Annotated in this window: 16 protein-coding genes and 2 pseudogenes; 8 read left to right on the forward strand and 10 right to left on the reverse strand. The window is 40.1% G+C overall.

Going from position 1 to position 24959, the window contains the following annotated elements; all coding sequences use genetic code 11:
- Window positions 1-83: 83 nt before the first annotated feature.
- The 4 genes and pseudogenes from guaA (at window position 84) to MAE_RS07545 (ending at window position 5039) form a co-directional block, all read left to right on the forward strand.
- Window positions 84-1709: a glutamine-hydrolyzing GMP synthase gene (guaA, locus tag MAE_RS07530; RefSeq protein ID WP_012265044.1), complete on the forward strand. Its 1626-nt coding sequence runs from the start codon at window positions 84-86 to the stop codon at window positions 1707-1709.
- Window positions 1710-1797: 88 nt separating this feature from the next.
- A complete protein-coding gene (locus tag MAE_RS07535) occupies window positions 1798-3039 on the forward strand; it encodes a DUF262 domain-containing protein (protein ID WP_012265045.1) in 1242 nt (413 codons plus the stop codon).
- A 13-nt stretch (window positions 3040-3052) separates the two neighbouring features.
- Window positions 3053-3691: pseudogene (locus MAE_RS07540) on the forward strand (HEPN domain-containing protein).
- A gap of 85 nt (window positions 3692-3776) precedes the next feature.
- The gene (locus MAE_RS07545) at window positions 3777-5039 is read left to right on the forward strand and encodes a DNA cytosine methyltransferase (protein ID WP_012265047.1); all 1263 of its coding nucleotides are present in this window, start codon (window positions 3777-3779) and stop codon (window positions 5037-5039) included.
- A 116-nt stretch (window positions 5040-5155) separates the two neighbouring features.
- On the opposite strand, the gene MAE_RS07550 is transcribed toward MAE_RS07545, so the two are convergent.
- The 8 genes from MAE_RS07550 to sir form a co-directional block, all read right to left on the reverse strand.
- On the reverse strand, window positions 5156-6775 hold the full coding sequence (locus tag MAE_RS07550) for a S8 family serine peptidase (protein ID WP_041803915.1): 1620 nt from the start codon (window positions 6773-6775) through the stop codon (window positions 5156-5158).
- Between the two features lie 43 nt (window positions 6776-6818).
- Complete coding sequence (cax, locus tag MAE_RS07555; protein WP_012265049.1) at window positions 6819-7904, reverse strand: calcium/proton exchanger; 1086 nt, start codon at window positions 7902-7904, stop codon at window positions 6819-6821.
- Window positions 7901-8362: a cupredoxin domain-containing protein gene (locus MAE_RS07560; protein ID WP_012265050.1), complete on the reverse strand. Its 462-nt coding sequence runs from the start codon at window positions 8360-8362 to the stop codon at window positions 7901-7903. Before MAE_RS07560 ends, cax begins: the two co-directional genes overlap by 4 nt.
- A gap of 251 nt (window positions 8363-8613) precedes the next feature.
- Entirely contained in the window at window positions 8614-8922 is a 309-nt protein-coding gene (locus MAE_RS07565; protein WP_002757875.1) for a DUF6679 family protein, read from the reverse strand.
- Between the two features lie 505 nt (window positions 8923-9427).
- The gene (locus MAE_RS33225) at window positions 9428-9598 is read right to left on the reverse strand and encodes a hypothetical protein (protein WP_012265052.1); all 171 of its coding nucleotides are present in this window, start codon (window positions 9596-9598) and stop codon (window positions 9428-9430) included.
- 325 nt (window positions 9599-9923) lie between these two features.
- A complete protein-coding gene (locus MAE_RS07570) occupies window positions 9924-11003 on the reverse strand; it encodes an MAE_28990/MAE_18760 family HEPN-like nuclease (RefSeq protein WP_012265054.1) in 1080 nt (359 codons plus the stop codon).
- 2 nt (window positions 11004-11005) lie between these two features.
- Window positions 11006-12265 carry a GmrSD restriction endonuclease domain-containing protein gene (locus MAE_RS07575; RefSeq protein ID WP_041803917.1) on the reverse strand — a complete coding sequence of 420 codons (1260 nt, stop codon included), beginning with the start codon at window positions 12263-12265 and terminating at the stop codon, window positions 11006-11008.
- Between the two features lie 129 nt (window positions 12266-12394).
- Complete coding sequence (gene sir, locus MAE_RS07580) at window positions 12395-14332, reverse strand: sulfite reductase, ferredoxin dependent (protein WP_012265056.1); 1938 nt, start codon at window positions 14330-14332, stop codon at window positions 12395-12397.
- Window positions 14333-14528: 196 nt separating this feature from the next.
- On the opposite strand from sir, the gene MAE_RS07585 reads away from it, so the two are divergent.
- Entirely contained in the window at window positions 14529-16928 is a 2400-nt protein-coding gene (locus MAE_RS07585) for an ATP-binding cassette domain-containing protein (RefSeq protein WP_012265057.1), read from the forward strand.
- Window positions 16929-17041: 113 nt separating this feature from the next.
- Here MAE_RS07585 and msrA read toward each other — a convergent pair whose 3' ends face one another.
- A complete protein-coding gene (gene msrA, locus MAE_RS07590; protein WP_012265058.1) occupies window positions 17042-17704 on the reverse strand; it encodes a peptide-methionine (S)-S-oxide reductase MsrA in 663 nt (220 codons plus the stop codon).
- A gap of 1020 nt (window positions 17705-18724) precedes the next feature.
- Here msrA and MAE_RS07595 point away from each other — a divergent pair.
- Window positions 18725-22048 carry a Calx-beta domain-containing protein gene (locus MAE_RS07595; RefSeq protein ID WP_012265060.1) on the forward strand — a complete coding sequence of 1108 codons (3324 nt, stop codon included), beginning with the start codon at window positions 18725-18727 and terminating at the stop codon, window positions 22046-22048.
- A gap of 185 nt (window positions 22049-22233) precedes the next feature.
- On the opposite strand, the pseudogene MAE_RS36370 reads toward MAE_RS07595, so the two are convergent.
- A pseudogene (locus tag MAE_RS36370) lies at window positions 22234-22347 on the reverse strand (transposase); the annotation flags it as partial.
- Between the two features lie 226 nt (window positions 22348-22573).
- Here MAE_RS36370 and MAE_RS28845 point away from each other — a divergent pair.
- Together MAE_RS28845 and MAE_RS07600 are read left to right on the forward strand one after the other, a co-directional pair.
- Window positions 22574-22837: a hypothetical protein gene (locus MAE_RS28845; protein WP_148204734.1), complete on the forward strand. Its 264-nt coding sequence runs from the start codon at window positions 22574-22576 to the stop codon at window positions 22835-22837.
- Window positions 22834-24822: an ATP-dependent nuclease gene (locus MAE_RS07600; RefSeq protein WP_012265063.1), complete on the forward strand. Its 1989-nt coding sequence runs from the start codon at window positions 22834-22836 to the stop codon at window positions 24820-24822. Before MAE_RS28845 ends, MAE_RS07600 begins: the two co-directional genes overlap by 4 nt.
- Window positions 24823-24959 lie beyond the last annotated feature (137 nt).

A 24959-nucleotide genomic window follows, 5' to 3' on the forward strand; every position in this document is an offset into this window, starting at 1 on the left:
TATTCTAGCTTATTTTCAGAACAATAGCCGATTTAGTTTACAAATCTTTAACCTTTTCCTGCCAGTTTCTTTTTTTGATCGCAGTGACAACTCAAACCCCCCTTCCCACCCCCCAAGAGACTTTGCCCTCAGAGTCCTTCACTAATAGCCTTAATCGTCAAATAATCATCATTCTTGACTTTGGCTCCCAGTATTCTGAATTAATCGCCCGCAGAATCCGGGAAACGAACGTTTACTCCGAAGTTCTCTCCTATCGTACCAGCGCCGAACAATTGGCCCAAATCAACCCGAAAGGAATAATTCTTTCGGGCGGTCCCAATTCCGTCTATGATCCTGGAGCGCCCCACTGTGATCCCGAAATTTGGAATTTAGGTGTACCGGTCCTCGGAGTTTGCTACGGGATGCAATTGATGGTACAGCAGTTAGGGGGCAGGGTAGAACGGGCAAAACGGGCCGAATACGGCAAAGCATCCCTATTTATCAACGATCCTACCGATTTATTAACCAATGTCGAGGACGGTTCCACCGCTTGGATGAGTCACGGGGATTCCTGCGTGGAATTGCCCGCGGGTTTTGAAATTCTCGCTCATACCGATAATACCGATTGTGCGGCCATTGCCGATCACAAGAAAAAACTCTTTGGAGTGCAGTTTCACCCGGAAGTTGTCCATTCTGTGGGAGGAATCGCCTTAATTCGCAATTTCGTCTATCATATCTGCAAATGCGAACCCACTTGGACCACGGAAGCTTTTGTCGAGGAATCGATCCGAGAAATTAGGGCAAAAGTGGGCGATAAGCGAGTTTTATTGGCTTTATCTGGCGGTGTGGACTCCTCTACCTTAGCATTCCTCTTGCATCGAGCGATCGGTGATCAACTAACCTGTATGTTTATCGATCAGGGATTCATGCGTAAGGGTGAACCAGAACGATTAATGCAGATATTTAACGAGCAATTCCATATTAGAGTTGAGTATGTCAACGCTAGAGAGCGATTTTTAGCGCAAGTGGCCGGTGTCACGGATCCCGAGGAAAAGCGCCGTCGTATCGGCCATGAATTTATTCAGGTGTTTGAAGAAGAATCGAATCGTTTGGGACCCTTTGATTATCTGGCCCAAGGAACTTTATATCCCGATGTGATTGAATCGGCCGATAGTAATGTGGATCCCAAAACCGGGGAAAGAGTAGCGGTTAAAATTAAAAGTCATCATAACGTTGGTGGACTGCCGAAAAATCTCCGGTTTAAATTAGTCGAACCCCTGCGAAAATTATTTAAGGATGAGGTGAGAAAATTAGGTCGATCGATCGGTCTTCCAGAAGAAATTGTTCGTCGTCAACCTTTCCCCGGCCCCGGTTTAGCAATTCGCATTTTAGGGGAAGTGACCGCAGATAAATTAAATATTTTGCGCGATGCAGATTGGGTAGTGCGCGACGAGATTAATAAGCAGGGAATGTATCACGATTTCTGGCAAGCTTTCGCGGTTTTATTGCCTGTCCGCAGTGTGGGAGTGATGGGAGATCAACGCACCTACGCTTATCCTATTGTCCTACGTTTAGTCAGCAGCGAAGACGGAATGACTGCCGATTGGTCGCGGGTTCCCTATGATTTATTGGAGACAATTTCTAATCGCATTGTCAATGAAGTTAAGGGAGTTAACCGCGTGGTTTATGATATTACTTCTAAGCCCCCCGGAACTATAGAATGGGAGTAGTATTGAATTATTGATTGATTGTTAGTCCCGTCCAAATATTGGGGCGGGATTTTTGCAGAATAGACAATTGAGGAGATTAATTACTACCATGACACAGTTAGAGATTTTAGAAGAAATAGAAGCGGTGGATTTTGCGGAAGAAGAAGAAGATATTGAAGGAGAATCAGCAAACCAAAAAAAGCTACAACTCAAAGAAATCTCCGAGACTGTTGTTGCCAGCAGTGATTGGACTACCGCAACGATCCGCGATCAATTAATTCGAGAAAATATTCAACTCAATCCGCGCTTTCAAAGACGAGATGCTTGGAATATTACTCGTAAAAGTCGATTTATTGAATCCCTAATTCTAGGGTTTCCAGTCCCACAGATTGTCTTAGCTACTAATAATAAGGAAAAAGGGAAATTTATCGTTCTTGATGGCAAACAACGCCTACTAACAATTTTACAGTTTTATGGTGACAGTGCCACACCTAATAATAGTTTTACTTTAAAAGATTTAGAATTTCTAGATAATCTCAATGGCTGCCAATATCAAGATCTAAAAAATGACTTCAATTTGAATGATATCTTAGACCAACTGGATAATCAAACTATCCGCACGATTGTTATCCGTAATTGGAAAACGGAGAGTTTCCTCCATAAAATTTTTCTGCGTCTCAATGTGGAAAATACCCCTTTGTCTTCTCAAGAATTAAGACAAGCATTACACCCAGGAGGTTTTATTAATTTTTTAGATGATCGAGCGATCGAAAGTCAAGCATTAAAGAAAATATTTAAATCTTCCTATCCCGATTTCCGGATGCGCGACACTGATATATTATTGCGTTATGTAGCTTTTCATTATTATTTATCTGATTATCGCGGTGATGTTCAGATGCTTCTAGATAAAACCTGTCAAAATTTCAATCAAGAATGGGAAAAACGCTCAGATGAAATTATCAATGTTGTTGATCAATTTGAAAAAGCTGTCCAGACAACGATTAATATTTTTGGAGAGAAAAACTTTTCCCGTCTCTGGCTGCCTGAATCGGCAACTTATCGAAGTCAGTTCAATCGAGCAATTTTAGATGTGATGGTTTTTTACTTTTGCGATGATCTAATTAGAGCAGCTGCCGAGAAAAACAAAGAACAGGTAGAAGAAGCATTTAAAAGTTTATTTCTTACTGCCGTTGATCGATTTAAAAATGCTGTATTAATTAGTACAAATACTAAACAATCAACCTATGATCGTTTTCATTTATGGGGTCAAGCTTTATCAGAAGTATTAGATATTAACTTCAATATTCCTCAGATGGAAGACAATCGTATTATTTTTAAGGGGTTAAGATAGTTGTTTTTTTACTATGCCGAAATCTCTAAGATTTAGACAACTAACCAAAGAATTAAATCGACTCAAAAAACAATTCCTACCTCGTAAATTCAGCGAGATAAATGACTATTCTGAAAGACAATTAGCTTTAACTTTTGCCTATCGAGTTTTTGCTCATGCTGAGATTGAATCTTATCTTGAAGATCGAGTTTGGGATACCGTACAGACAGCAAAAAATATCTGGGATAATCAAGGTAAAGCTGGTCGAGTTTTGTTATGTGTAATCGCTTTTTCTGGTCAAGAAATGGAAAATCCTCCCGATACCATTACTCCTCTTAAAGGTAACAAAAATGTCTCCCTAGACAAACTGAAAATAACTAAAAAAATTGACATAGCGATTAGATGTTTTAAATCAGTTATCGATCAAAATCATGGGATTAAAGAAACTAACCTATTAAAATTACTCTTACCAATCGGCATCGATAGTGATGAATTAGATCAAGTTTGGTTACTAAATATGGATACTTTTGGAGAATAACGCGGTGAAATCGCTCATTCTTCGGCAAGAAAAACGAAACAACCGCCTAACCCTGCCGACGAATTAGAAAGAGTTAAACAAATTATTCAAGAATTAGAGAAAGTCGATCAATTGATTACTAACTTGCTCAAGTAATTGCACTCTTAATAAAACTTAAATTGTTAATTATATCAGAAATACAGTATAATAAAAGGCAGACAATAGAGAGCTAATCATCAAAGTGAAACATAGACCAATTGCGATCGATTTATTTGCCGGCTGCGGTGGGATGTCCCTTGGTCTAGAAGCGGCGGGATTTGATATTGCTGTAGCGGTGGAGTTTGATGCAGTCCATTCCTTGGTTCATCATTTTAACTTTCCCTATTGTCAAACTATTTGCCGGGATATAGCCAAAGTAACAAGTAGAGAAATATTGGAATTATTAAAACTAAAAGGCTATGCCACCGATGTTAGTTTAATTGCTGGTGGTCCCCCCTGCCAAGGTTTTTCATTGATTGGTAAACGACAAATAGATGATCCTAGAAATTCTCTTGTATTTGAATATCTGCGGATTGTAGCAGAAATTAAACCCAAGTATTTTATCTTTGAAAATGTCCCCGGCATGGCTACGGGTAAACATAAACAATTTTTAGAGGAGTTAATCTCTGAATTTGAAGCTATTGGCTATACAATTAATCAGCCAATTAAAATCCTCGATGCCAGTGAATATGGCGCACCACAAAAGCGCAGAAGATTAATCTTAATTGGTAGTCGAAAAGACGTGACGATGGCTAAATATCCCTTAGCCAAGACCGTCGATTTGAACTCAGCCAAAAAATCAGCTTTTACCAGCGTCTATGATGCGATTTCAGATTTAGAATTAATACCTGCCTTTATCGATACTGATTTAGGCATACCTGCATCAAAATTAGATTATAGTGGTAAGAGGAAAAAATATTCAGTGCAGCCAGGGGATATTTTTAAACTTTGCCATCAAAGAACAGTAGATACAAAAATCTATGGACATATAGGCTCAGTTCATACCCAAAGATCAATTGATAGATTTATCATAACCGAACCGGGTACAGTGGAACCAAAAAGTCGCTTTTTCAAGCTTTCTCCTACTGGTTTATGTAATACTCTCCGGGCCGGAACTAATAGTGACAAAGGGGCCTATACTGCTCCTAGACCCATTCACTATTCTATTCCTCGTTGTCTTACTGTACGAGAAGCCGCCAGATTACATACATTCCCCGATTGGTTTCAGTTTCACCGCACAATATGGCATGGTTTTCGTGAGATTGGTAATGCAGTTATTCCGCTATTATCGAAAGAACTTGGCTCTTCTGTGATGGGAGCAATGAATATCAATACCGCTAATCTCAACCGAGTTATTTTAGAAAAAATGCCAGCCGAATTATTGCTATATAATATGTCTCAAGCATCAAATTATTGGGGAATCTCTGACGATGTTATCCCGAAAAGAAAACGAGGTGTATCTTAGAGACTGTTCGGTATTTAAATTATACCAAGTCCGTTAGCTGCCAATCGAACTTTAAAAACTCGCTCCCATCTTCTCAGCCTCTTATACTTTTTAAACAGGATTTACTATCATTTTTATTATTCGGGAACCGTCCACCAAGCGAGAGCAAAAGCTTGTTCTTTCTCGTTAACTTGTTGACGATATTGAACCCGAATTTTATAGTTTCCAGAGATGGGGACAGGACAAAAAATATGCTCTAAACTATCACTATCACTCAGGGAAGCACAGGTGTATTTAGCATTATTATCCTCCTGGGCAGGTAAAAGATAAACATCTAAATTATTCAGTCCGCGATCCCGGAAACTTTCATCGAGATCATAGAGATTATTGCGGTTAGTATCGATTAGTTCAACCAAACGATCCCAAGCCAAAGTTATCGAAACAAAACTATTAGCTTTTAAGGGCTTCTCTAGGGCATAATCTTGATAACCATTAGCGGTAACTGTAGCGTAATCCCAACCAATAGCAGGAATAGATTTTGCGGCCGACCATTGACCATTACTAAACTGTTGGTAGGCGCGAAAAGTGTTAAGATGTCCCGTCCCCATCTGCATATCTAAAGGAATTTTCGGATCTTTATAAGCATCGGACTCTAACCAAGTTTTTTGGTCTTTAGTTAAGACCGTCCGTCTCATACCTAACCGTAACCCATCGCCCGTATCTTTAATTTTATCGGCAGCATTAAGCATTACTGCCTTCATCACTTGATGATGACGAGAATCGACGCTCCAATGGGGATTTTTTTGATTAATTTGTTGATCGCCGTATTCTTGTAAAAGTGCCACGGATGCTGTAATATGAGGAGCGGCGAAACTGGTGCCACTAACGGTATTTAATTTACCTTTGAGGTCATAAAGCTCTATTTTATTGCCAGGAGCAACTAAATTAATCGACCGTCGCGAACCATCATTAATTTCCCGTTTAATTAAACTGCGACCAATACCCACTGGCAAAGCACTAATATTAGCAAAATCAACTTTAGTAAATTTTCCTTCTCTTTTCGCTGTATAGGCGGTAGTAATGCCGTTAAAATGATCGGTGGGAATGGGAATTCCTCCCTTACCTTGATTACCAGCAATTACATAAAGAACATCATCAACTCGCGATGACCAATCAACACATTGAGTTAATAAAGCCTGACCATCTAATTTTGGTTCCTGTCGTTGATCTCTTTGCAAAGATTCCCCAAAACTAAAGTTAATGGCGCGCACATCACCGCTATTTTGTCGGGCAATATTTTGACTAGCCAGACATTCTTCCGGTTGTCCGCCCCGTCGCAAAGAACCCACCGCCCCCGAATATAATCTCGCTTTTGGGGCCACTCCGGGGATTTTTTTATCATCACTGACCATTACCGTTGCCACCATAGCGGCGTGATTATCTAGATAGGTGTTGGGTTTGGCAATTTGATCGCGAAAAAAAACACCGGCTAATTTATAGGGAGGTCGCCAAGCTGCCACTTTATCATAACCGAACTGAGCCGGTCGGCCGATTTCCACTTGACCGATGGCAATTTTTCGCCCTAATAAATTATAGGGTTCCGCCCGCAGGCGATCGGCATAAATTCCCTGTTCACCGATGGAATTAGAAAGAACTAGGGAAGGAAGCAGAATTATCGTTACTACTAACCCGACGACAAACCAAAACCCTCTTTTCATCATCAGCAATCCTGCGGCAGTAAGGTGATACCGATCCATTCTAAGACAGAAATATCAGAAAATACCTAAATCTCTTTTTTGGCTAGGCGGGATGGTAATAAAAAGCTACTGCCAAGATTAAATAGGTGGCTAGTAATAGGGTTCCATCTAACCAATTGGAACGACCAGTAAAGCTGATTAAATTAGTAACAATCACCGCTACAATCAAAGCCACCACGTTAAAGGGATTAAAATTTAAATCCATCGGCTGCTGCCAAAATTGACCGATAAAAACTAATAAAGGTGCCACGAATAAAGCCACCAATAAACTATCACCCATAGCCACGGAAACCGTTAAATCCATCTGATTTTTTAGGGCTAATTGAGTGACGGTAACTATTCCAGAAACATCGCTAATTAAAGGGATGAAAATCACCCCGATAAAGAGAGGAGTGAGATTAAATCCTTCCATCACCGATTCCACTACATCAACAAATAAATCCGACTCATAAGCTACAGCTACGGTGGAAGTAAGCAGCACAAGTAACCAAATCCAGACTTGAGCTTTTTCTTCCTCACTAACCTGATTGTCAGGGGTATTTTCATTACTTAATCCCACTTCGTAGAGATAGCTATGGGTTTTGAGGGAAAATAATAAAGTTAACCCGTAAACTATTAATAAAACCGTGGCGGTGACTAGGGAAAGACTGAGAATATCGGCAACTTCCACCACGTTAGAAGTATATATTACCAAAGTTGGTAAAGCGATCGCTATTACTGCTAAAGTCATGGAAGAACCATTTACCCGCGCTAAAATCGGTTTAAATTCCTGCTCTTTGTAGCGAATTCCTCCCGTGAGCATTCCCATGCCCATAAATAATAATAAGTCGCTGAGAATACTACCGGTAATACTGGCTTGTACGATGTCCACCAAGCCTTTTTTTAGGGCAATTAAGGCAATAACTAAAGTGGTAGTATTGCCGAAGATAGCATTAACTAATCCTCCCAAAGTTGGCCCGGTGACTACGGCAACTCTTTCCACGGCCGTACTTAACCAAATTGACAGGGGAATGATCGATAAAGCGGCAGTGATAAAAATAGCTTGATCTCCCCAATTAAGACGACTAGCGACCACCGATAGGGGAATAAATAATAGGAAAGCAAAGGAGACAATTTTTCTTAAATTCATGGGTTATTAATGGCGATTTCCCCCACCATTCCCGCTTCCGCATGACCCGGAATAGTACAGATTAATTTATACTTACCGGTTTTGAGAGGAACTATTACCCATTCTGCCTGTGCATTAGGTTTTAATTCTAGTTCGTGAATCGCCCCTTTAATCTCCACTTTTCCCGCTTCAACTTTCTGCGTCCAACTAGCATCGGCGAAGTCTTTAGCGGTAAAATAATGTTTAGTGGGACTGGGATTATCGAGAATTAATTTGTATTTTTGTCCGGCAATAAAGTCTAATTGACTAGGAAAGAATTTTAATTCTCCTTGGCTGGAGCCTAGACTAATTTTAACTTCTAGAGGGGCGGCTCCGGCGCAGGCCGGAAAAGTCACTAACCAACAACTAATTAAAACTATTACTACTGCCACAAATTTTTGATAGATATCCTGGGCAGCGAAGTAGGGATTAGAATTCATTTTGCTCCTCCAGCTTATAATAGAGAAAATCTGGCGGCTTTTAAGTAGCTAGACACAATCAATTACACATATCTAACTACTTCTTGCCTTTTGCCTATCCTAACCAAGAAATTAATTTTGCACGACTACTTAGGATAATTTTACAACAAGTGGTGATTCTGACCGGCTCTCTTCCCTTCCATTCCCTAAAAGTCCCTTGGCCATGGTTAAAACCGCGGGACTTCTAGCCACTGTCAGTTAAATCGACAAAACTAATCTAAGCTATCGGGAGAATGGGGATAAAGTTGTTCTGCTTCCGGACAATCTTCCGAGACATTAATATCAGGATTCGTCCGCGACACCGAGGCCAGTTTTCTGCTCACCGCACCAATACTTTCTAAACGCACCATTTCTTCCCAAGAACTAATTTCGTCTTCTTCTTCTGTTTCGTAGCGAATGGTGACGAGATCGCTTTCTAGATCGACAATACGAGCATTATCAATCCATCTTTGCTGATCGCGCAAGAAAATGCAGACTTCCTGACCATCCATACAGAATTGATAAATCTTGCGGTGTAACATAAATTGCTCCTAAACAGCTTCTTTTGTTGAATTCAACTAACGGGAAGTGACAAAATGCCAATCTCAGCAATAGCTCAAAAATTCCCGCGGATAACACAAAAGGGAGAAAAATTCCGCTAGCAGTGGCAAGAATGGGAAAGGAAAGTCAGGTTTCCGGTTTGGGGCTACGTTCTTCAAAGACATCGATTCGATTAATAGACGGCCTCGGCGATCACTAAAAAATCGCCCTTATAGAGTCATTGTGACATAAATTTTCACTTCCTAACAGTATTTCTGGATGGAATCGGCAATAAGGTTTAGGGATGAGGTTATGCCATTTTTCTTTATTCATGGCAGGCATTCTACACCCCTCTCGCGCCCCTCCAACCCCCCACATCGGGGTGGCAGGGGGGGTTGGGGGTGAGGGCAATTAACCATATCTGCCATTACTTTTGAAAAATGCTATCAGTATCGTCCCCTTTCCAACCCCGAAAAATAGCTATAGACGCTCTGTCATCTTGGCAAGTCATGGGCCATCGCTCGCCACTTGATTCCGTTGGCCGATAGATAGGGTTTGCTGAAAAAGTAGGGGCGAAGCATTCGGATAGAAAATCTCCGGTTTCAGCGATAGGTTATGCCAAATGCTTCGCCCCGACAGGACGCGATCGCCGCTCAAGATGCCAGGTTTTTGAGCCACTAGCTGGAAAATCTTGCAGCTGCTTGGCCAAACAGTCCCCCAAACCCCTTACCTCGTCTATATTTCACATTTATTCAGCCAACCCTAAATAAAAAATGGCTGTGAGCTCATAGCTACTTCAGGGTAGCACATCTTAAGGAGCCTTGACAAAATGAACTTTATGTGAGTTGCTTACCCAGAGAGCGATTCAGGCATATTTGAGGAGAATTTGCCATCTCAATTGTTAATAGCGTTTGAGATGCGCTCACCTTGGGTTGGGGGGTGGGGAGACGATGCCAAATCTGGTTATAATTCACATTTACCAGAAACGCTATATTCATTTCAATCATTCCGAAATAACTAAATAAACTTCTAATCCTTTTTGACTTTCTTTGTCAAATTTTAAGCCTATTTCAGAATCTTTTATCTCTCTTATTGGAATTCTTCGGCGAGGGGTATTTTTGCCATTTTTATTAATTTGAATACTTTCAATAATAGCATTTTGACATATTTTTTTATTTTCACTGACTAAAAAAACTTTTTTACCAACTTCTAGTCTTTTATTGGGTTCCTGTGGCTCATCTGATATTTTGATAGCGCAAGCTTGTTGCTGTTGATACCAATTGACAACTTTACCGATCTTTTGAAGCTTTCCTATCTTTTTCTTCCTATCAACAAAGCAATAAAGAACTAATTCACTCATAGCTTGACATATAGCTTCGACAAAATCACATAATTGTAGTAACTCATTGGCATTAAGAACGGTATCTATTTCTTTACCATGAGCAGAATTATTACGAAGTTCTATAAAATTCTTTAATTCATTTTCCACACTACCCCTACTATTATTGTCAATAAAATTCTTAACTTTTTTATGATTTTCTATCCATTGCCAAGAATCAGTTGCAGATATGCCAGCATCGACTAAAAGTCTGGTTAATTGATCTTTTCTCAGATTAGCTTCATGTAACAAAAAAGCAGCTGATGTGAGATTATATTTAGTTGTATTTTTGTATTCAGTATCAAATAAATTTTTGATAATGTCCCTCTCTGAAAGAGAATCGAAGCGATTTCTTTTATTTTCATTGCCCAGTAATGTAGCACAACCAGTCTGATGCTTATTTCTTACAGATTCAGGTAAATCTTGATAGCAACTATATAATTGAGGCAGCAAAATAATCCAATCTCCCACTAGATTTTCGACAAAATTTTCGTAAAGAGCATATAACCTTGTGATAGATGAACAATGATCGTTAACTAGCCACTTGTCTCCTAAAGGAGCATTTGCTTGAAGATATTTTAAGTCTTCTGTGTTGAGTTGTGAAGGATTATCCGCAATAATTTCTCTAAGTTTTTCACTGATATTAATTATTGATCGAATGGTCTTTATCTCATCCTTTAGGTTATTTAAAAGTCCTTCAAACATTCTCAAATACTCTGCTTAAGAACTCGTTGAATCAGAGAATCAAAAATTTGAATACGAGCTTTAAAATCATCTTTGGTATCCCCTTCTCCGGTGAAAAGTCCTTTTTTTAATTTTTTATCTTGATGAGTAATTCCCTGGGAATCTTGAGTAAATAAGCTGATAGTTTCATCAATTATCGCTGATTTTCTAGTAATTAATTCTTGATAATCAGATAAATGGTTACTGAAACTAATCATCACCGCATCATAGTAAACTTTATAAGCTTTCGATTTATGTGTTTTGGTTTTACTATCGAAAGGCTTAAATAACTGATCCTGATAAATGTTAGATACTAACTCTATAGTTTGGTTAAATACTTGCTCGAACTCTTGGATATTCTCGTCGGAAAAATTAAGACTTTTTTTCATCATATAATTATCCAGATATTTAGATAAATTACCAGTATATTGATCAATATCCCTCAGGGCAAAAAAACGGAGGATTAATTCTACATCTTCCATCTTTTTATAAAATCCATTTTCTTTAAGTTCTTCTTTATCATCAATAGGAATATCCCAAGCTTTAGCAAAAATAGTATTCTCAGAAAGCTTTAATAAAAGTTCATTGAATTTCCCAGAGTAAATACAGTTTCTTATTTCTTGGCGACTCAAAGATACACCTCCTGTATTGAGGCGTTCAAAAACCAGTTGTTTTAAAGATAAAGCTTCCTCTGTATTCGATAGAGACTCGGTAATAACAACTATAGTTGAAATGGCGCGTCGATTGATACCATCTTTGATTTTTGCAGGAAGACTTTCATAGGTTCTTCCTTCTAATTCAGGCCAGATATCTAACCCTGTTAATTTTAATTTGTTATTATAAAAATTCTCAATTGCTGTGATTCTTTGTTGACCATCCATTACTTCATAGGAGTTATAGGAAGTTTCATAGAGAATCAGAGGAGGTACGGGAATATTCATCAAAAAAGATTCAATTAGTCTCGATTGTTTTTGTGCGTCCCAGCGATCCCGTCTCTGATAGAAAGGACGCTTTTTCACATAGTTAGGTTTATTTAAAGACTCAGCAAAACTAGGCAACTTTTCTCGATTCATTTCTAATAATATTCTTCGTTCACCTTGTTCATATTTTTCATTAATTTCATTATCTGATAATTTTTTAACATCCTTTCGGGAACGTTTTTGCCAAGGATTTGTTTTAGTTTGTGAGATTGTCATAATTTCCCACCAGAGGCGTACAAATTGAGATGACCGGACTTCCCTCATTCATTTTTAAGCATAGACTGAGGATATATACGAGAATTAAGAGTTATTGGTAATCTTCCCAGATAACTCTCAAAAGTTAATTCTCTTCAATTGGCAACTGGTCACTGATAACTGTTAACTGGTAACTGATTAGGATTTTTGGCTGAAATAGGCCTCTAGCGCCTCATTGATGATTTGATTCATCGGCCGTTTTTCCGTTTCCGAAGCTTCCTTGAGACGGACAAACATATCATCGGGGACGCTGACACGGTTTTGATTTTTACGCACGCGTTTGGGTTTTGATTCAGTGGTAGTAGTTTCGGTCATTTTAGGTGTGTAGGTGGCTGAAAATGCTTGTAAAGCAGGGAAATTGACTCGATGACAGAATTCTCCGAAGGTTTCGTTATTTTGTTGATCCTGTTGGAAGTAAACGAAAATCGGTTCTAAGACCTTTTCTAGATCATCGATCGCCATTTTATCCAAATAGGGGCGCGCTAGTCGAGTTTGATCGGCTGTTCCCCCCAACCAGAGTTGGTAGGAATTGGGAGCGCTACCCACAAATCCTAATTCTGCCATATAGGGACGCGCGCAGCCATTGGGACATCCTGTCATGCGGATGACAAATTGCTCTTTGCTTAATCCTAAGCGATTAAGCAGGGCGCGAATGCGTTCAATCACCTGGGGTAAAATTCTTTCCGACTCAGTAATCGCTAATCCACAGGTGGGCCAAGCGGGACAGGCCATGGCATAACGGGTTAAAGGGTCAATTTCGGCGGGATCGGTGATAATTCCGTGTTCTTTCAGGATCGCCTCGATCGCTTGTTGATCCTGGGGTTCGATTTCGTAGAGAATGATATTATGGTTAGCCGTCAAGCGCATGGGCAACTGAAAACGCTCGATAATCACTTTTAAGGCGGTTTTTAGCTGAAAACTGCCTTCATTTTTGACCCGGCCATTCTCCACAGAAAGACCAAAAAATAATTTTCCGTCTCCCTGTTCATTCCATCCCAAAAAGTCTTGATATTCCCAATCGGGGAGGGGTTGGTAGGGGGCAATTTTTTGGCCGAAATAACCCTCAACAGTGCTGCGGAATTTCTCTACTCCCCATTCTTCGAGGATATATTTCATTCTCGCATGACGACGATCGCCGCGATCACCGTAATCCCTTTGGGTTGCCACGATCGCTTTTACCAGATCGTACACCTCTTCTTTGTCCACATAACCGATCGGATCGGCCATTCTGGGGAAAGTTTCCTCCTTATTGTGGGTTCTTCCCAGTCCACCCCCCGCAAGGACGTTAAAACCCTGTAATTGACCGTTTGCGTCGGTAATCACCACCAAACCGATGTCATTGGTGTAGATATCGATGGAGTTGTCTCCCGGCACGGTGACACCCATCTTGAACTTACGGGGCATATAATGTTGACCGTAGATCGGTTCGATGGGATCGTTTTTGTTAATCCCATTTGTATCTTTTTGTCTCGCAGCCTTGACTTCTGGCGCTTCTTCTGCACTGATAACTTTTTCGCCATCGAGCCAAATTTCGTAGTAGGCTCCAGTTTGGGGAGTGAGCAAATCGGCGATATTATTGGCATATTCCCAAGCATAGCCGTATTCGGGGCGATTTTTGTAGGGGGCTGGCGGTGCGGTGACATTGCGGTTAACATCACCACAGGCCGCTAAAGTGGATCCCATACTGCGGATAATTTCCCCGAGGGTGGCTTTGAGATTTTTCTTTAAAATGCCGTGCAATTGGAAGCCTTGGCGGGTTGTCACCCGTAAAGTGCCGTTACCGTAGCGATCGGACAAACTATCGAGGGTAAGATATAGTTGCGCGGGAATAAAACCCCCCGGACTGCGGGTACGCAACATCATTTGATAGTCTTTTTCTTGACCTTTGGCTCTATTGTCGCGATTATCCTGTTGATAGGAACCGTGAAACTTGAGGATCTGCACCGCCGCATCGGTAAAATGGGTTGTATCTTCGAGGAGTTCACTGGCCAAAGGTTCTCGTAGATAATTACTGCGTTCTTTGATACCTTCGACTTTAGAAACCTTGGCGGTAGGAGAAATAGGAGTTGTAACCATCGTCTAACAGCACGATAACCTGTGGATAGGTCTTAGGAATAGGAATTTAGACAAGCTCGATCGATCCTAAGAAGTTTTACTAACATGATCTCTAGAGTTCGTTCCAGACTCTGAGGTTAACAGTAGCGATCGAGACATCAATTCTATCTTAGCTTCTTACTGTCCCCCGCGAACGCCATCTACCGATCAACTTTTTATGACCAATTCTCCCAACATTAAAACGGTTATTAGTCAAGAACCCTACATTATTCTTAACAATCAGGGAGAATTTCTCCCTTCTATTAATCTGAGTCGTCCTAATTATAAATTGGGGCGGGATGGTCAACAGGTGGATTTAGTTGTTCCCCAACACTGGACGGTGGTGAGTCGAGTACAAGCTTGTTTTCGTCGTCAGGGAGATGATTACTATATCTACGATGGAGACGGGACTAATCCTAGTTCCAATCAACTTTTTATCAATAATCGCGTGATTACTCCCAAAGATGGCTATCTTTTACAAAATGGGGATGAGATTCATATCGGTCAAGATGTCAAAAATTCGGTCAAGATCACCTATTATCATCCTAACCAACCAGTAAAAAGCCCACCTTTAGCTTTTAAATCGGTTTCCCTAGGCAATCGCAGTGTAGTTTTAGGACGAGATAATGCTGCTACTGTGGTTTTAGACGCGCCGACAATTTCCCGACAACACGCGATTATCGATAGCGATAACCAGAATCGTTATATTCTCTACGACAAAAGCACCAATGGAGTCTTTATCGACGGAGAAAAAGTATCGGGTAGTGCCATTTTAACCAATGGTTGTACGGTGAGAATCGGACCCTATAGTTTTCGGTTGCAGGGAGATGACTTAGTTTTATTAGATACGGGGGATAATATCCGTCTGGATGCCGAAGATATCGTCAGGATGGTGCGGGATAAAAAGAAACGACCGTTGATAATTCTCAATCATATCTCCTTACCGATCGAACCGAGTCAATTAGTGGCGATTGTCGGGGGAAGTGGTGCGGGAAAATCGACTTTCTTAAAGACTTTATTAGGAATTGAACCCACCACCTCGGGAACTGTTTATCTGAATGGGGAAGAGCTGCGCCAGAACTTTAATATCTATCGCACCCAAATCGGTTATGTTCCCCAATACGATATCGTTCACAGGGATTTAACCGTGGGAGAAGTGTTATATTATGCTTCTAAATTAAGGCTACCTCCGGATCTTAATTGCCAAGAAGTGATCGAGAAAACCCTACAGCAGGTGGAATTATTAGAAAGAAGAAATACTTTAGTCAGAGACTTAAGCGGTGGTCAGTTAAAAAGGGTGAGTATTGCGGTAGAATTATTAGCCAATCCCAAATTATTCTTTTTAGATGAACCCACCTCGGGATTAGACCCCGGTTTAGATAAAAAGATGATGGAATTGCTGGCAAAATTGGCCAAAGAAGGCAGAACAATTCTCCTAGTTACCCATGCTACTAATAATATCAATCTCTGCGATCGATTAGTTTTTCTTGGTCAAGGGGGCAATTTATGTTATTTTGGTTCTCCGGGGGAGGCCTTAAATTTTTTCTCTTTACCTCAGGGGGATTTTGCCGATATTTATATTCATCTGGAAACTAGCGAAAAAGTTGAGCAAGAATGTCAACGTTTCCAACAATCCGACTACTACAAAAATAATATTGAAGCAAGAATCGGTAAAATATTTCAGCAAAATCATAGTAAACCGCAACAGGTTCAACAATCTTTTTGGTCGCAACTACAGGTTTTATGTCAACGCTATAGCCAGTTAATTATCCGTGATCAATTTAGTTTAATTTTATACCTATTAACCGCCCCGATTGGAATTTTCTTAATGGCCGTGGTTTCAGGGGACAAAAATCCTTTATTTTTGGGGGATAATCCCAGGTTTGAAGATGCTATCCAATCCGCACCTTTAGCCTTAAAAACTCTCTTTGTTTTTACCTGCGCGCAACTGTGGGTAGGTTTTGCCTGTTCCCTACAGGAAATTGTCAAAGAATCAGCAATTTATCAGCGAGAAAGATTAGTTAATCTGGGATTATTACCCTATTTATTCTCAAAAATTCTGGTTTTAGCAGCCTTAGCTTTTCTGCAAACAATTGTAATTATCTGCGTGATATTTTGGCGATTTACTGACCAACAACCGGAATTAATGACCTGGTTAATTGGCTTTTTTATTACCACATTTTTAACTATATTTGCGGCGATTAATCTCGGTTTATTAATTTCTGCTGGGGTTAATAACATCACCCAAGCAAATAGCGCCTTACCTTTAATTTTAATCCCTCAGATTATCTTTGCTGGGGTATTATTTAACTTAGAAGGTCTGGGAAAATATCTATCATGGTTGATGATTAGTCGCTGGTCGATTGGTGCCTATGGGGTATTAGTAGAGGTGGAAGCTATGATTGCAGAAGCGAAAGAACAAAATACTTTTAAGCTCCCTTTACCCTTTGAGGATACCAATCAAGTTTATCAATTATCTATCAATAATTTGTTATTGAATTGGGGAGTATTAATTCTTCATTCCCTTATTTATTTTCTCCTTACCTATTGGTTGCAAAAAAGAAAAGATATTTTATGATCTAAATTATAACTGAAACCTGAAAACTGAAAACTGAAAACTGAAAACTGATAACTGATAACTGATCACTGATCACTGATCACTGATAACTGATAACTGACTCCTAACCCTACTTAATTTAACTTCAGATCAAGAGCGAGCGGACATTCCACTTTCGTTCCCCCTAAACCACAGTAACCGCCGGGGTTTTTCGCTAAATACTGCTGATGATAAACTTCAGCATAATAAAATTCAGGTGCGTCGAGAATTTCCGTGGTAATCTGACCGTAGTTCGCTTTATTGAGAGCTTCTTGGTAGATCGATCGGGATTTTTCCGCTAATTGCTTTTGCTGGGGACTATAGGTATAGATACCCGATCGATACTGAGTCCCCGTATCATTACCCTGACGCATTCCTTGGGTGGGATTATGACTTTCCCAGAAAACCTTTAACAGTTGTTCGTAGGAAATCACACTGGGATCATAGACCACTAAGACCACTTCATTATGCCCAGTCATGCCGGTACAGACTTCCTGATAGGTGGGATTGGGGGTGATACCAGCCGCATAACCTACGGCCGTGGTGTAAACTCCTTCTAATTGCCAAAATTTCCGCTCTGCTCCCCAAAAACAGCCTAAACCAAACATTGCGCTTTCCATACCGCCTGGAAAGGGGGGCTGCAAAGGATGACCGTTAACGTAGTGGGTGCTAGGTACGGGCATTTTTTCCGATCGCCCGGGTAGTGCTTCCCTTGCTGTGGGCAAAGTTAATTTTTTTCCGAATCCGAATAACACCATAATAAGAATTTGTCCAGAAAGTTTTACCTTACTTTACATTGTCGCTTAATTTTAGGGATTTCAGTGATCGGTGATCAGAACCGAGGCTGCAGCTCAATTTTTGTCAATCTACTGAGTTGGGATTTTGAAAGGGAAACTCTCCGCTAAAACTGGGCGTTATTTCCGATTTTATCACTCAATCCCAATCTTTAGGGGGTTCTACTCCCCAAACCCCGGAGCGCATTAGTTTTTCGGTGGGATGCTTACAGGCATCTGTTCATACACTTGTACCAGTTTAGGCGTTGCTGAATCAAGGTATGAATGCCAACTTTGCATCAGATGCAAAAGTTAGTTTGGCTCTAGGTTTTAAAAATACCAGAAAAGAAGATTCATATCTCAAATCAGCAACGCCTAAATCCGACATTCCGCACATCTTCATATACTTTTATGTATTTTTATAGCAGTTTTCATCAGAATGAGGTATGGGCAAGGGGCTTAAGCCCTTTGTTGGCAAAACTTGTCGATACCTCAGTAAAGTGAAAAGTGCTATACATTCCCCAAGATGTTTTGACAAAAAACCTTCATTGTAGAAACTACTATTGAGAACATTTTCAATAATTGATTTTTTCTGACAAAAAAATTTACAATTCTTCACCTTGATAAAAATCCATCATTGTAGCTATAATCCTTACTGGTAAGGGGTGGTCAGCAATATATTAGTAAAAATTATCAATTGAATGTTAAGAAGTGCGGAAAGTGGGTATATAGAGGTTCTCACACCTGTGTGGCACACTTAAACCTTTACTAATTAAGCTTTTCAACATTAATAATGTACCTCGTGCGAACAGGAAACGCTATAGTCCGATATTTAAATCCGATGTTAAGATTTATTTCCTCAAAAATTTATTTCCGCAAAGACCATCTATGCTACTACCTAGAGATGACTTTTATGGATCTAGGCGATCGCTAGTGCCAGTCTCATAAGTCTTGAGCAATTAAATTAAATGTAAATGCAAACAAATAGTTGATGGAAAGGATGTTATGACTAATCTTCTTCAGACCACTCTCAACAAGACCTATAACCAACTGAAAAACTTTGCTGGTTTAAATGACTTCTGGAATTTGTTTGAAATAGCATTTGGTACACAATATGACCATACAGTAGCCACAAATCTCCGTTCTCAATGGCTTGTAGGTGATTTTAGTTCATTTCCACAAATTGAAATCCTTGATAGTAGCATTCTTGGTAATGCTAGTGGTGCTTATGGGACTAGCACGAATAAGATTTATCTCGCTGCTAATTTTCTTGATACAGCTACGGAGACAGACATTATTGCGGTTTTGTTAGAAGAATACGGGCATTTTATTGATGCTCATATTAATCAGACGGATAGCGCTGGTGATGAGGGAGACATTTTTTCTAACTTAGTGCGTGGTAATAGTCTCAGTGCTGGGACATTACAGGCTTTGAAAGGTGAGAATGATCATGCGACGATTACATTAGATGGCCAGAGTATTGAGATAGAACAAGGTGTGATACAACTTCCTGACTTGACAGCTGGTTCTCCGGCTCTATTAACGTGGGCTGATAACTTAAATCGCTATCAGTATGAAAATGTACGCACAATAGGTGGCGGATACAGAGCAAGATTTAAGAACACATTCCTACCTGGACCTATTCTAAATCCATTTCCCAACCCTATTCCTGCTGGTATTCCTCCTCTTTCTACAGTGGCTACTACCATCAATGAACTTCCCTCCACAGAAAAGGGATTGCTTATCCATACTGCTGGAACTGATCATGTATTTGGGAGTTCTTCTCCATGGACTCCATGGTCTCCAACTACAGGTTTTTCTAACATCACGAATGCAACTAACTTCATACAAACTATTGCGTTATCGCCTACGGGAAATACCCGCCATATCTTTGCAGAAGATACTTACAATAGCACAGTTGGTACACCAATTAATGTAGGTATATTGAGATATACAGGTGTTGGTGGGGTCAAAGTCACCCTAGATTGGACAGGTCCTGCCAGCAATAATCTAGATGTGTACTTGACGAACACTCTGGGCGGTTCTCCATCGTATACGCCGTCATTTATAGGAACTGAGACAACTGTTACTAATGACAACATCGAACAGATTTTCTCAACTACGATCCCTGCGGGTAACTACTATATTTATGTTACCAAAAATAGTACGGTAACTACTCCCTTCATTCAAGATTTCTCAATCTTTGCCACTGCTAATAATCCAGTAAATCAAGGTCACGGTTGGGGAGATGTGCATCTCGTAAATTTTGATGGAAAACCCTATGATTTTCAAGCAGTTGGGGAGTTTATTCTTGTCAAATCTCTGATAGATGATTTTCAAGTGCAAACCCGTCAAAAACCTTGGGGAGCAAGTACAACTGTTTCTGTCAACACAGCTTTTGCCACAACGATAGATGGTTACAATGTTGTTTATGACTCAGAGCTTGCAGTTGGTCAAGAACTCAAAATTGACGGAGTGACCTATAATTTAGCAAGTGGTCAAAGTGTATTTCTGAGTAGTAGCAAAATCCAGCGTTCAGGTAATCAGTACACCTTCACCTATGCTGGACTAGACGGTGATTTATCCACAGCCGATGATAACGATGTCATCATCGCCTCGGACAATGGAAGCTACATTGATGTTTATGTCGATCCCGCTGACTATCGTTTTGGGGTACTTCAAGGGCTTTTAGGTAATGGTGATGGGGTTAGTACCAATGATTTTGCTCTACGCGATGGCACGGACTTGGGACCTAATCCCTCTGTTCAAACAATACATACAACTTATGCAGATAGTTGGCGGATTACTCAGCAAGAATCCCTTTTCGGGACACCGACATTTGCTAATAAAAGTTTTCCCGCTAATTATGTCTCCTTAGAAACTTTAGCGCAACAAAATCCCCAAGGAGTAGCAAACGCTTTCGCAAAGGGACGGGAATTTGGTATTGCTGAAGGTGCTTTTTTAAATGGTGGGGTTTTCGATTTTGTGGTGACGGGGGATGAAGGTTTTCTTAAAGGAGCGAAGCTGGCGGCAAACTTAGCGCTTAAAAATGGAGACATTCAAATTCCACTTGGAAGCATCCAAGGCAGTAAATGGAACGATGCTAATGCTAATGGTATCTGGGACACAGGTGAAAAAGCCCTAGCCGGTTGGACAATTTACATTGATAGCGTTGCCAATGGAAAATTAGATCCTTGGGAACTCTCCACAGTCACTAACGCTGATGGTCAATATACCTTCAGCAACTTAGGACCAGGAGAATATGCCATCCGAGAAGTGAATCAAACAGGTTGGATACAAACCTTCCCCACCACTCCCTATGCTCTAAACTTGAAAGCAGGGGAAAAATTGACTGGCATTAATTTTGGCAACTACTTTCAGTTACCCACGATTAATCTTAGTCCCAGCAATCAGACTGTTGTTGAAGGTTTAACCACTCCTCAAAACGCCTCCTACACCGTCACTCTTTCCCAGGCAAGCAACCAAACCGTCAGCGTTAACTATGCAACTTCTAACGGTACAGCAACCGCGGGAGCGGATTACACCGCCACCACTGGAACTCTAACCTTTGCCCCTGGTGTTACTACTCAAGTCATCAACATTCCCATTCTCAATGATTCCCTTAATGAGGCAGATGAGACCTTTACTTTAGCTTTGTCTTCTCCTACTAATGCTGTTCTTGGTGCGGTGACGATAGCTACCACGACTATAACCGATACTATCACGGCCGCTGTCACCACGACTTTAGCGGCAAATGTGGAAAACCTGACACTGACGGGAGCAGCCGCCATTAACGGTACTGGTAACGCAGGTAATAACGTGATCACGGGCAACACGGCCAATAACCTTCTCAACGGTGGTGGGGGCAATGATACCCTTAATGGTGGTGCTGGTATTGATACCTTGACGGGGGGAACAGGAAACGATATCTTCCTCTTCCAATTTTCCCAATCTACTGTCGCTAACCCTGACCGGATCACTGATTTTGCGATCAACTCCGACAAAATTGATTTGCTCAGTGCCGCGGGAGGTGTGCTGCCTGCCCCCGCTGCCTTTAGTCGTGCTGCCAATTCTGCCGCTGCCACTTTAACCAATGTCGTGAATGCTGTTTTTACCGATGCCAATGGTGCCTTAGCCGGAAACCAAGCACTTGGTATTAATGGCGCAGCCCTGGTCCAAGTAACCACTGCTGGGATAGCCGGAACCTATATTATTGTCAATGATAATGTTGCTGGTTTCCAAAGTGCCAATGACTTACTGGTTAACGTTACAGGCATTACCGGCACATTACCCACTGGCAATATCCCTGTTTCCAACTTCTTTGTTTAGTGGATTCCTGATGGGGTGACAAGAATATTCTCAAGCCGGCGTGTTAGGGGTCGGGAATGGAGTCGCCTCCATCCCCCCCCTTCAGAACCGTGCATGAGACTTTCACCTCACACGGCTCCTAGTTTGATTGTTCCATTCTTAGGGATACAACTTCTCTTAGGCGCTTGGTTGACATACTCCCACCGTCAAGCTACGCTGTGACGGGGAATTCTTGACCTATCACTATCGGAAATTCCTTGTTCAACGAGACAGCTTAGATTCTCAATGTCTCCACTGAAAACCCAGAGGCCGGACTCTCCCCCCCCCCCTTGCCCCCCCGACCCCCCCGATGTCGGGGGGGGCAGGGGGGGTGGGAGATGCGAGTAGGATGCCTGCCACGAATAAAGAAAAATGCTATCAGCCAATTACTTTGAGAGTTAAGCAGTAAGCGTTGGGGTTGTTGGGTTTCGCTTTTTCAATCGAATTATAGCACTTTTCACGTTAGTGAGGTGTCGACAAGTTTTGCAAACAAAGGGTTTAAGCTCCTTGCCCATACCTCATTCTGATGAAAACTGCTATAGATGTAATTGGGCTAACCTACTTCCCAATTGTGTTAGCATCAGAGATAAGTATAAAACAGCCGAACGATTAAAGCGGGACTATTGGCTCTATATGGTGTTTAACTGTGGGACAATGTCGGAAGTTTATGTCATTCGAGATGCGGTTACGCTAGGACGGCAACCTGTTACAAGCATTGAACATTATCAGCTTGGACTAGAGGCAATTCTCCAGCAGGATGAACGGGAATGAAGATCAGCAAAATTCAGATTAAAAATTTTAAGTCTTTTCAAGATGTTACCGTAGATTTAGAGCCTGATTTTAATGTCTTTACTGGGGTTAATAATTCAGGAAAAACCAATTTGCTAGAGGCGATCGCCCTTTGGCATGAGTGTTTTAATAAGCTAATTCGGCAAGCGGGCAAAGGATATAAAGAGTTATACAAAAAAGGTGATTATATTCTCGGTCATACAACAGAAAAATATTTTCCTTACGAAACTATTAAAACGGTTAGAACTTCAAATATTGACGATATTTTTTATCAACGTGATACAACTGCTCCTATTGAATTATCTATTACCTTAAACAAAGTAGATAGAAATTTATTAAACAAAGTAGATATAAATTTAGAAATTGGTTTTTCTATCAAGACCTCTGGTTTAAATTATGTTATCGAGCTTTTGAATTATAGCCAATATAACTTTAGAGGATTCAATGAGTTTTTTGAAAATTTTCCCAACCCTATTAGTGCATCTTTTGCTTCTCCTGTAGCCACCATCAGAACTGAGGAGAGATTTGTGACTCGTCCACAAATTATTGAATCTATTCAAAAAAGAGAGTCTGTTGAAGTTGTTCGTAATCGTTTATACAATCTTTATTATGATACAACTCGAAATGAAAATCTTTACAATAAATTTATTCGAGATTTATCATATATTCTCTTTAACGGCGATAAAAAAATTGAGTTTTTCCCTAAAAGTGATATCAAAAAAGATATAAAATCAGTGATTGATTATAAAATTGAGTCACAAGACATTGAGAAAGATATTTCTCTATTGGGAAGTGGAACGTTACAAATTATTCTTATTTTATTGAATCTTTACGCGCCAGAAAAAACTAGAGACCTAAACTTAATTTTATTTGATGAGCCTGATAGTCATATTCATCGGGATATTCAAAAACGTTTAATTGATACGGTTCTTAGATTTTCGACAAATACTCAAATCTTTTTAACAACTCATAATGAGACTCTAATTCGTCAGGTTCCTCTGTATCAGCTTTTTCATATTGAAAACAGACCCAACTATTACTATACTTCTGTGGTTAAAGATGAACAGAGTTTAGATGTTGGCTATCGTTTTAAAGGAATTTATCCCTCTAGTCTAAATCCGATTATTAGTTCTTTGGGTAATAGTAATGGTTTGGACGTTATCAATGCTATTGAGGCAGATCATATTTTATTTGTGGAAGGTCAGGATGATGCAAAAGCAATTTATACATTGTTACAAAAAATGACTTTAGGGGTAAATACCAAAAAATATGTCTTTTGGGTGATAGGTGGAGTCTCTCAAATTTTTAAGGATTTACCTAGTTATAAGACAGTTTTTCAGCAAATTAAGAATCAAGAAACGCTTTGGAGTAAGGCTTTTCTCGTCTTTGATCGTGATTTTATTGAAGATGATCACCGTGATAAGCTTATTGAAGCACTGGGTAGTCATTTTAAAATTCTAACTTATATCACTCCGTCTTATACTTTTGAGTCAATTTTATTAATGGATTTGATCAAGTTATCTCATCTACTAAAAAAATGGCTAGAAGCCAAAAAAGATGATATTAATATTGATCGATCTGCTTTGGTACAATCCCTAGAGAATCATTATTTAACAATTATGCAAGAAAAGCTAGAGAGTCTTGATGATAAATATATTGATGAGACTTGCCATCGGTATGCCAACGTCAGGGAACAACTAAGTAAAAGGGATTTTTTGAATAACCAAAATCCTATTAGAGAAAAGGATATTAGTCTAAATACTCTATTTAGGAGGTATTTAAAAACTATCAATGACAATCGTGAATTTTATAAAATGGCTAATAAAAATGATGTTCAAGCAATTATCAATCAAGTGACCAAACCTTATAATATAGAGTTCAATATTGAGCAAGATTTTATTTCATTACTCAATCTTGTTGATCGCTCGACTTGGTTTAATGAGTGGGATTTTTTAACCAAATTGTAAAATTTTAACCATGATGACCTACCCTAAACGCCTGATCGAAGTTGACCTACCCATTAAGGGAATTTCTGCCCATGCGCGGCGGTAAAAATCGATTCGTCATGGGCATATTTCTACACTTCATAGCGCAGCTTGACGGT

This window comes from Microcystis aeruginosa NIES-843, assembly GCF_000010625.1.
GTDB lineage: Bacteria > Cyanobacteriota > Cyanobacteriia > Cyanobacteriales > Microcystaceae > Microcystis > Microcystis aeruginosa.

Coding starts and splice junctions, on each gene's coding strand:
- MAE_RS07585 (WP_012265057.1), top strand. CDS start 14,529: ATGACCAATTCTCCCAACATTAAAACGGTTATTAGTCAAGAACCCTAC.
- MAE_RS07560 (WP_012265050.1), bottom strand. CDS start 8,362: ATGAATTCTAATCCCTACTTCGCTGCCCAGGATATCTATCAAAAATTT.
- MAE_RS07550 (WP_041803915.1), bottom strand. CDS start 6,775: ATGGATCGGTATCACCTTACTGCCGCAGGATTGCTGATGATGAAAAGA.
- sir (WP_012265056.1), bottom strand. CDS start 14,332: ATGGTTACAACTCCTATTTCTCCTACCGCCAAGGTTTCTAAAGTCGAA.
- MAE_RS07565 (WP_002757875.1), bottom strand. CDS start 8,922: ATGTTACACCGCAAGATTTATCAATTCTGTATGGATGGTCAGGAAGTC.
- MAE_RS07595 (WP_012265060.1), top strand. CDS start 18,725: ATGACTAATCTTCTTCAGACCACTCTCAACAAGACCTATAACCAACTG.
- MAE_RS07535 (WP_012265045.1), top strand. CDS start 1,798: ATGACACAGTTAGAGATTTTAGAAGAAATAGAAGCGGTGGATTTTGCG.
- MAE_RS07600 (WP_012265063.1), top strand. CDS start 22,834: ATGAAGATCAGCAAAATTCAGATTAAAAATTTTAAGTCTTTTCAAGAT.
- MAE_RS07570 (WP_012265054.1), bottom strand. CDS start 11,003: ATGTTTGAAGGACTTTTAAATAACCTAAAGGATGAGATAAAGACCATT.
- MAE_RS07575 (WP_041803917.1), bottom strand. CDS start 12,265: ATGAGGGAAGTCCGGTCATCTCAATTTGTACGCCTCTGGTGGGAAATT.
- cax (WP_012265049.1), bottom strand. CDS start 7,904: ATGAATTTAAGAAAAATTGTCTCCTTTGCTTTCCTATTATTTATTCCC.
- msrA (WP_012265058.1), bottom strand. CDS start 17,704: ATGGTGTTATTCGGATTCGGAAAAAAATTAACTTTGCCCACAGCAAGG.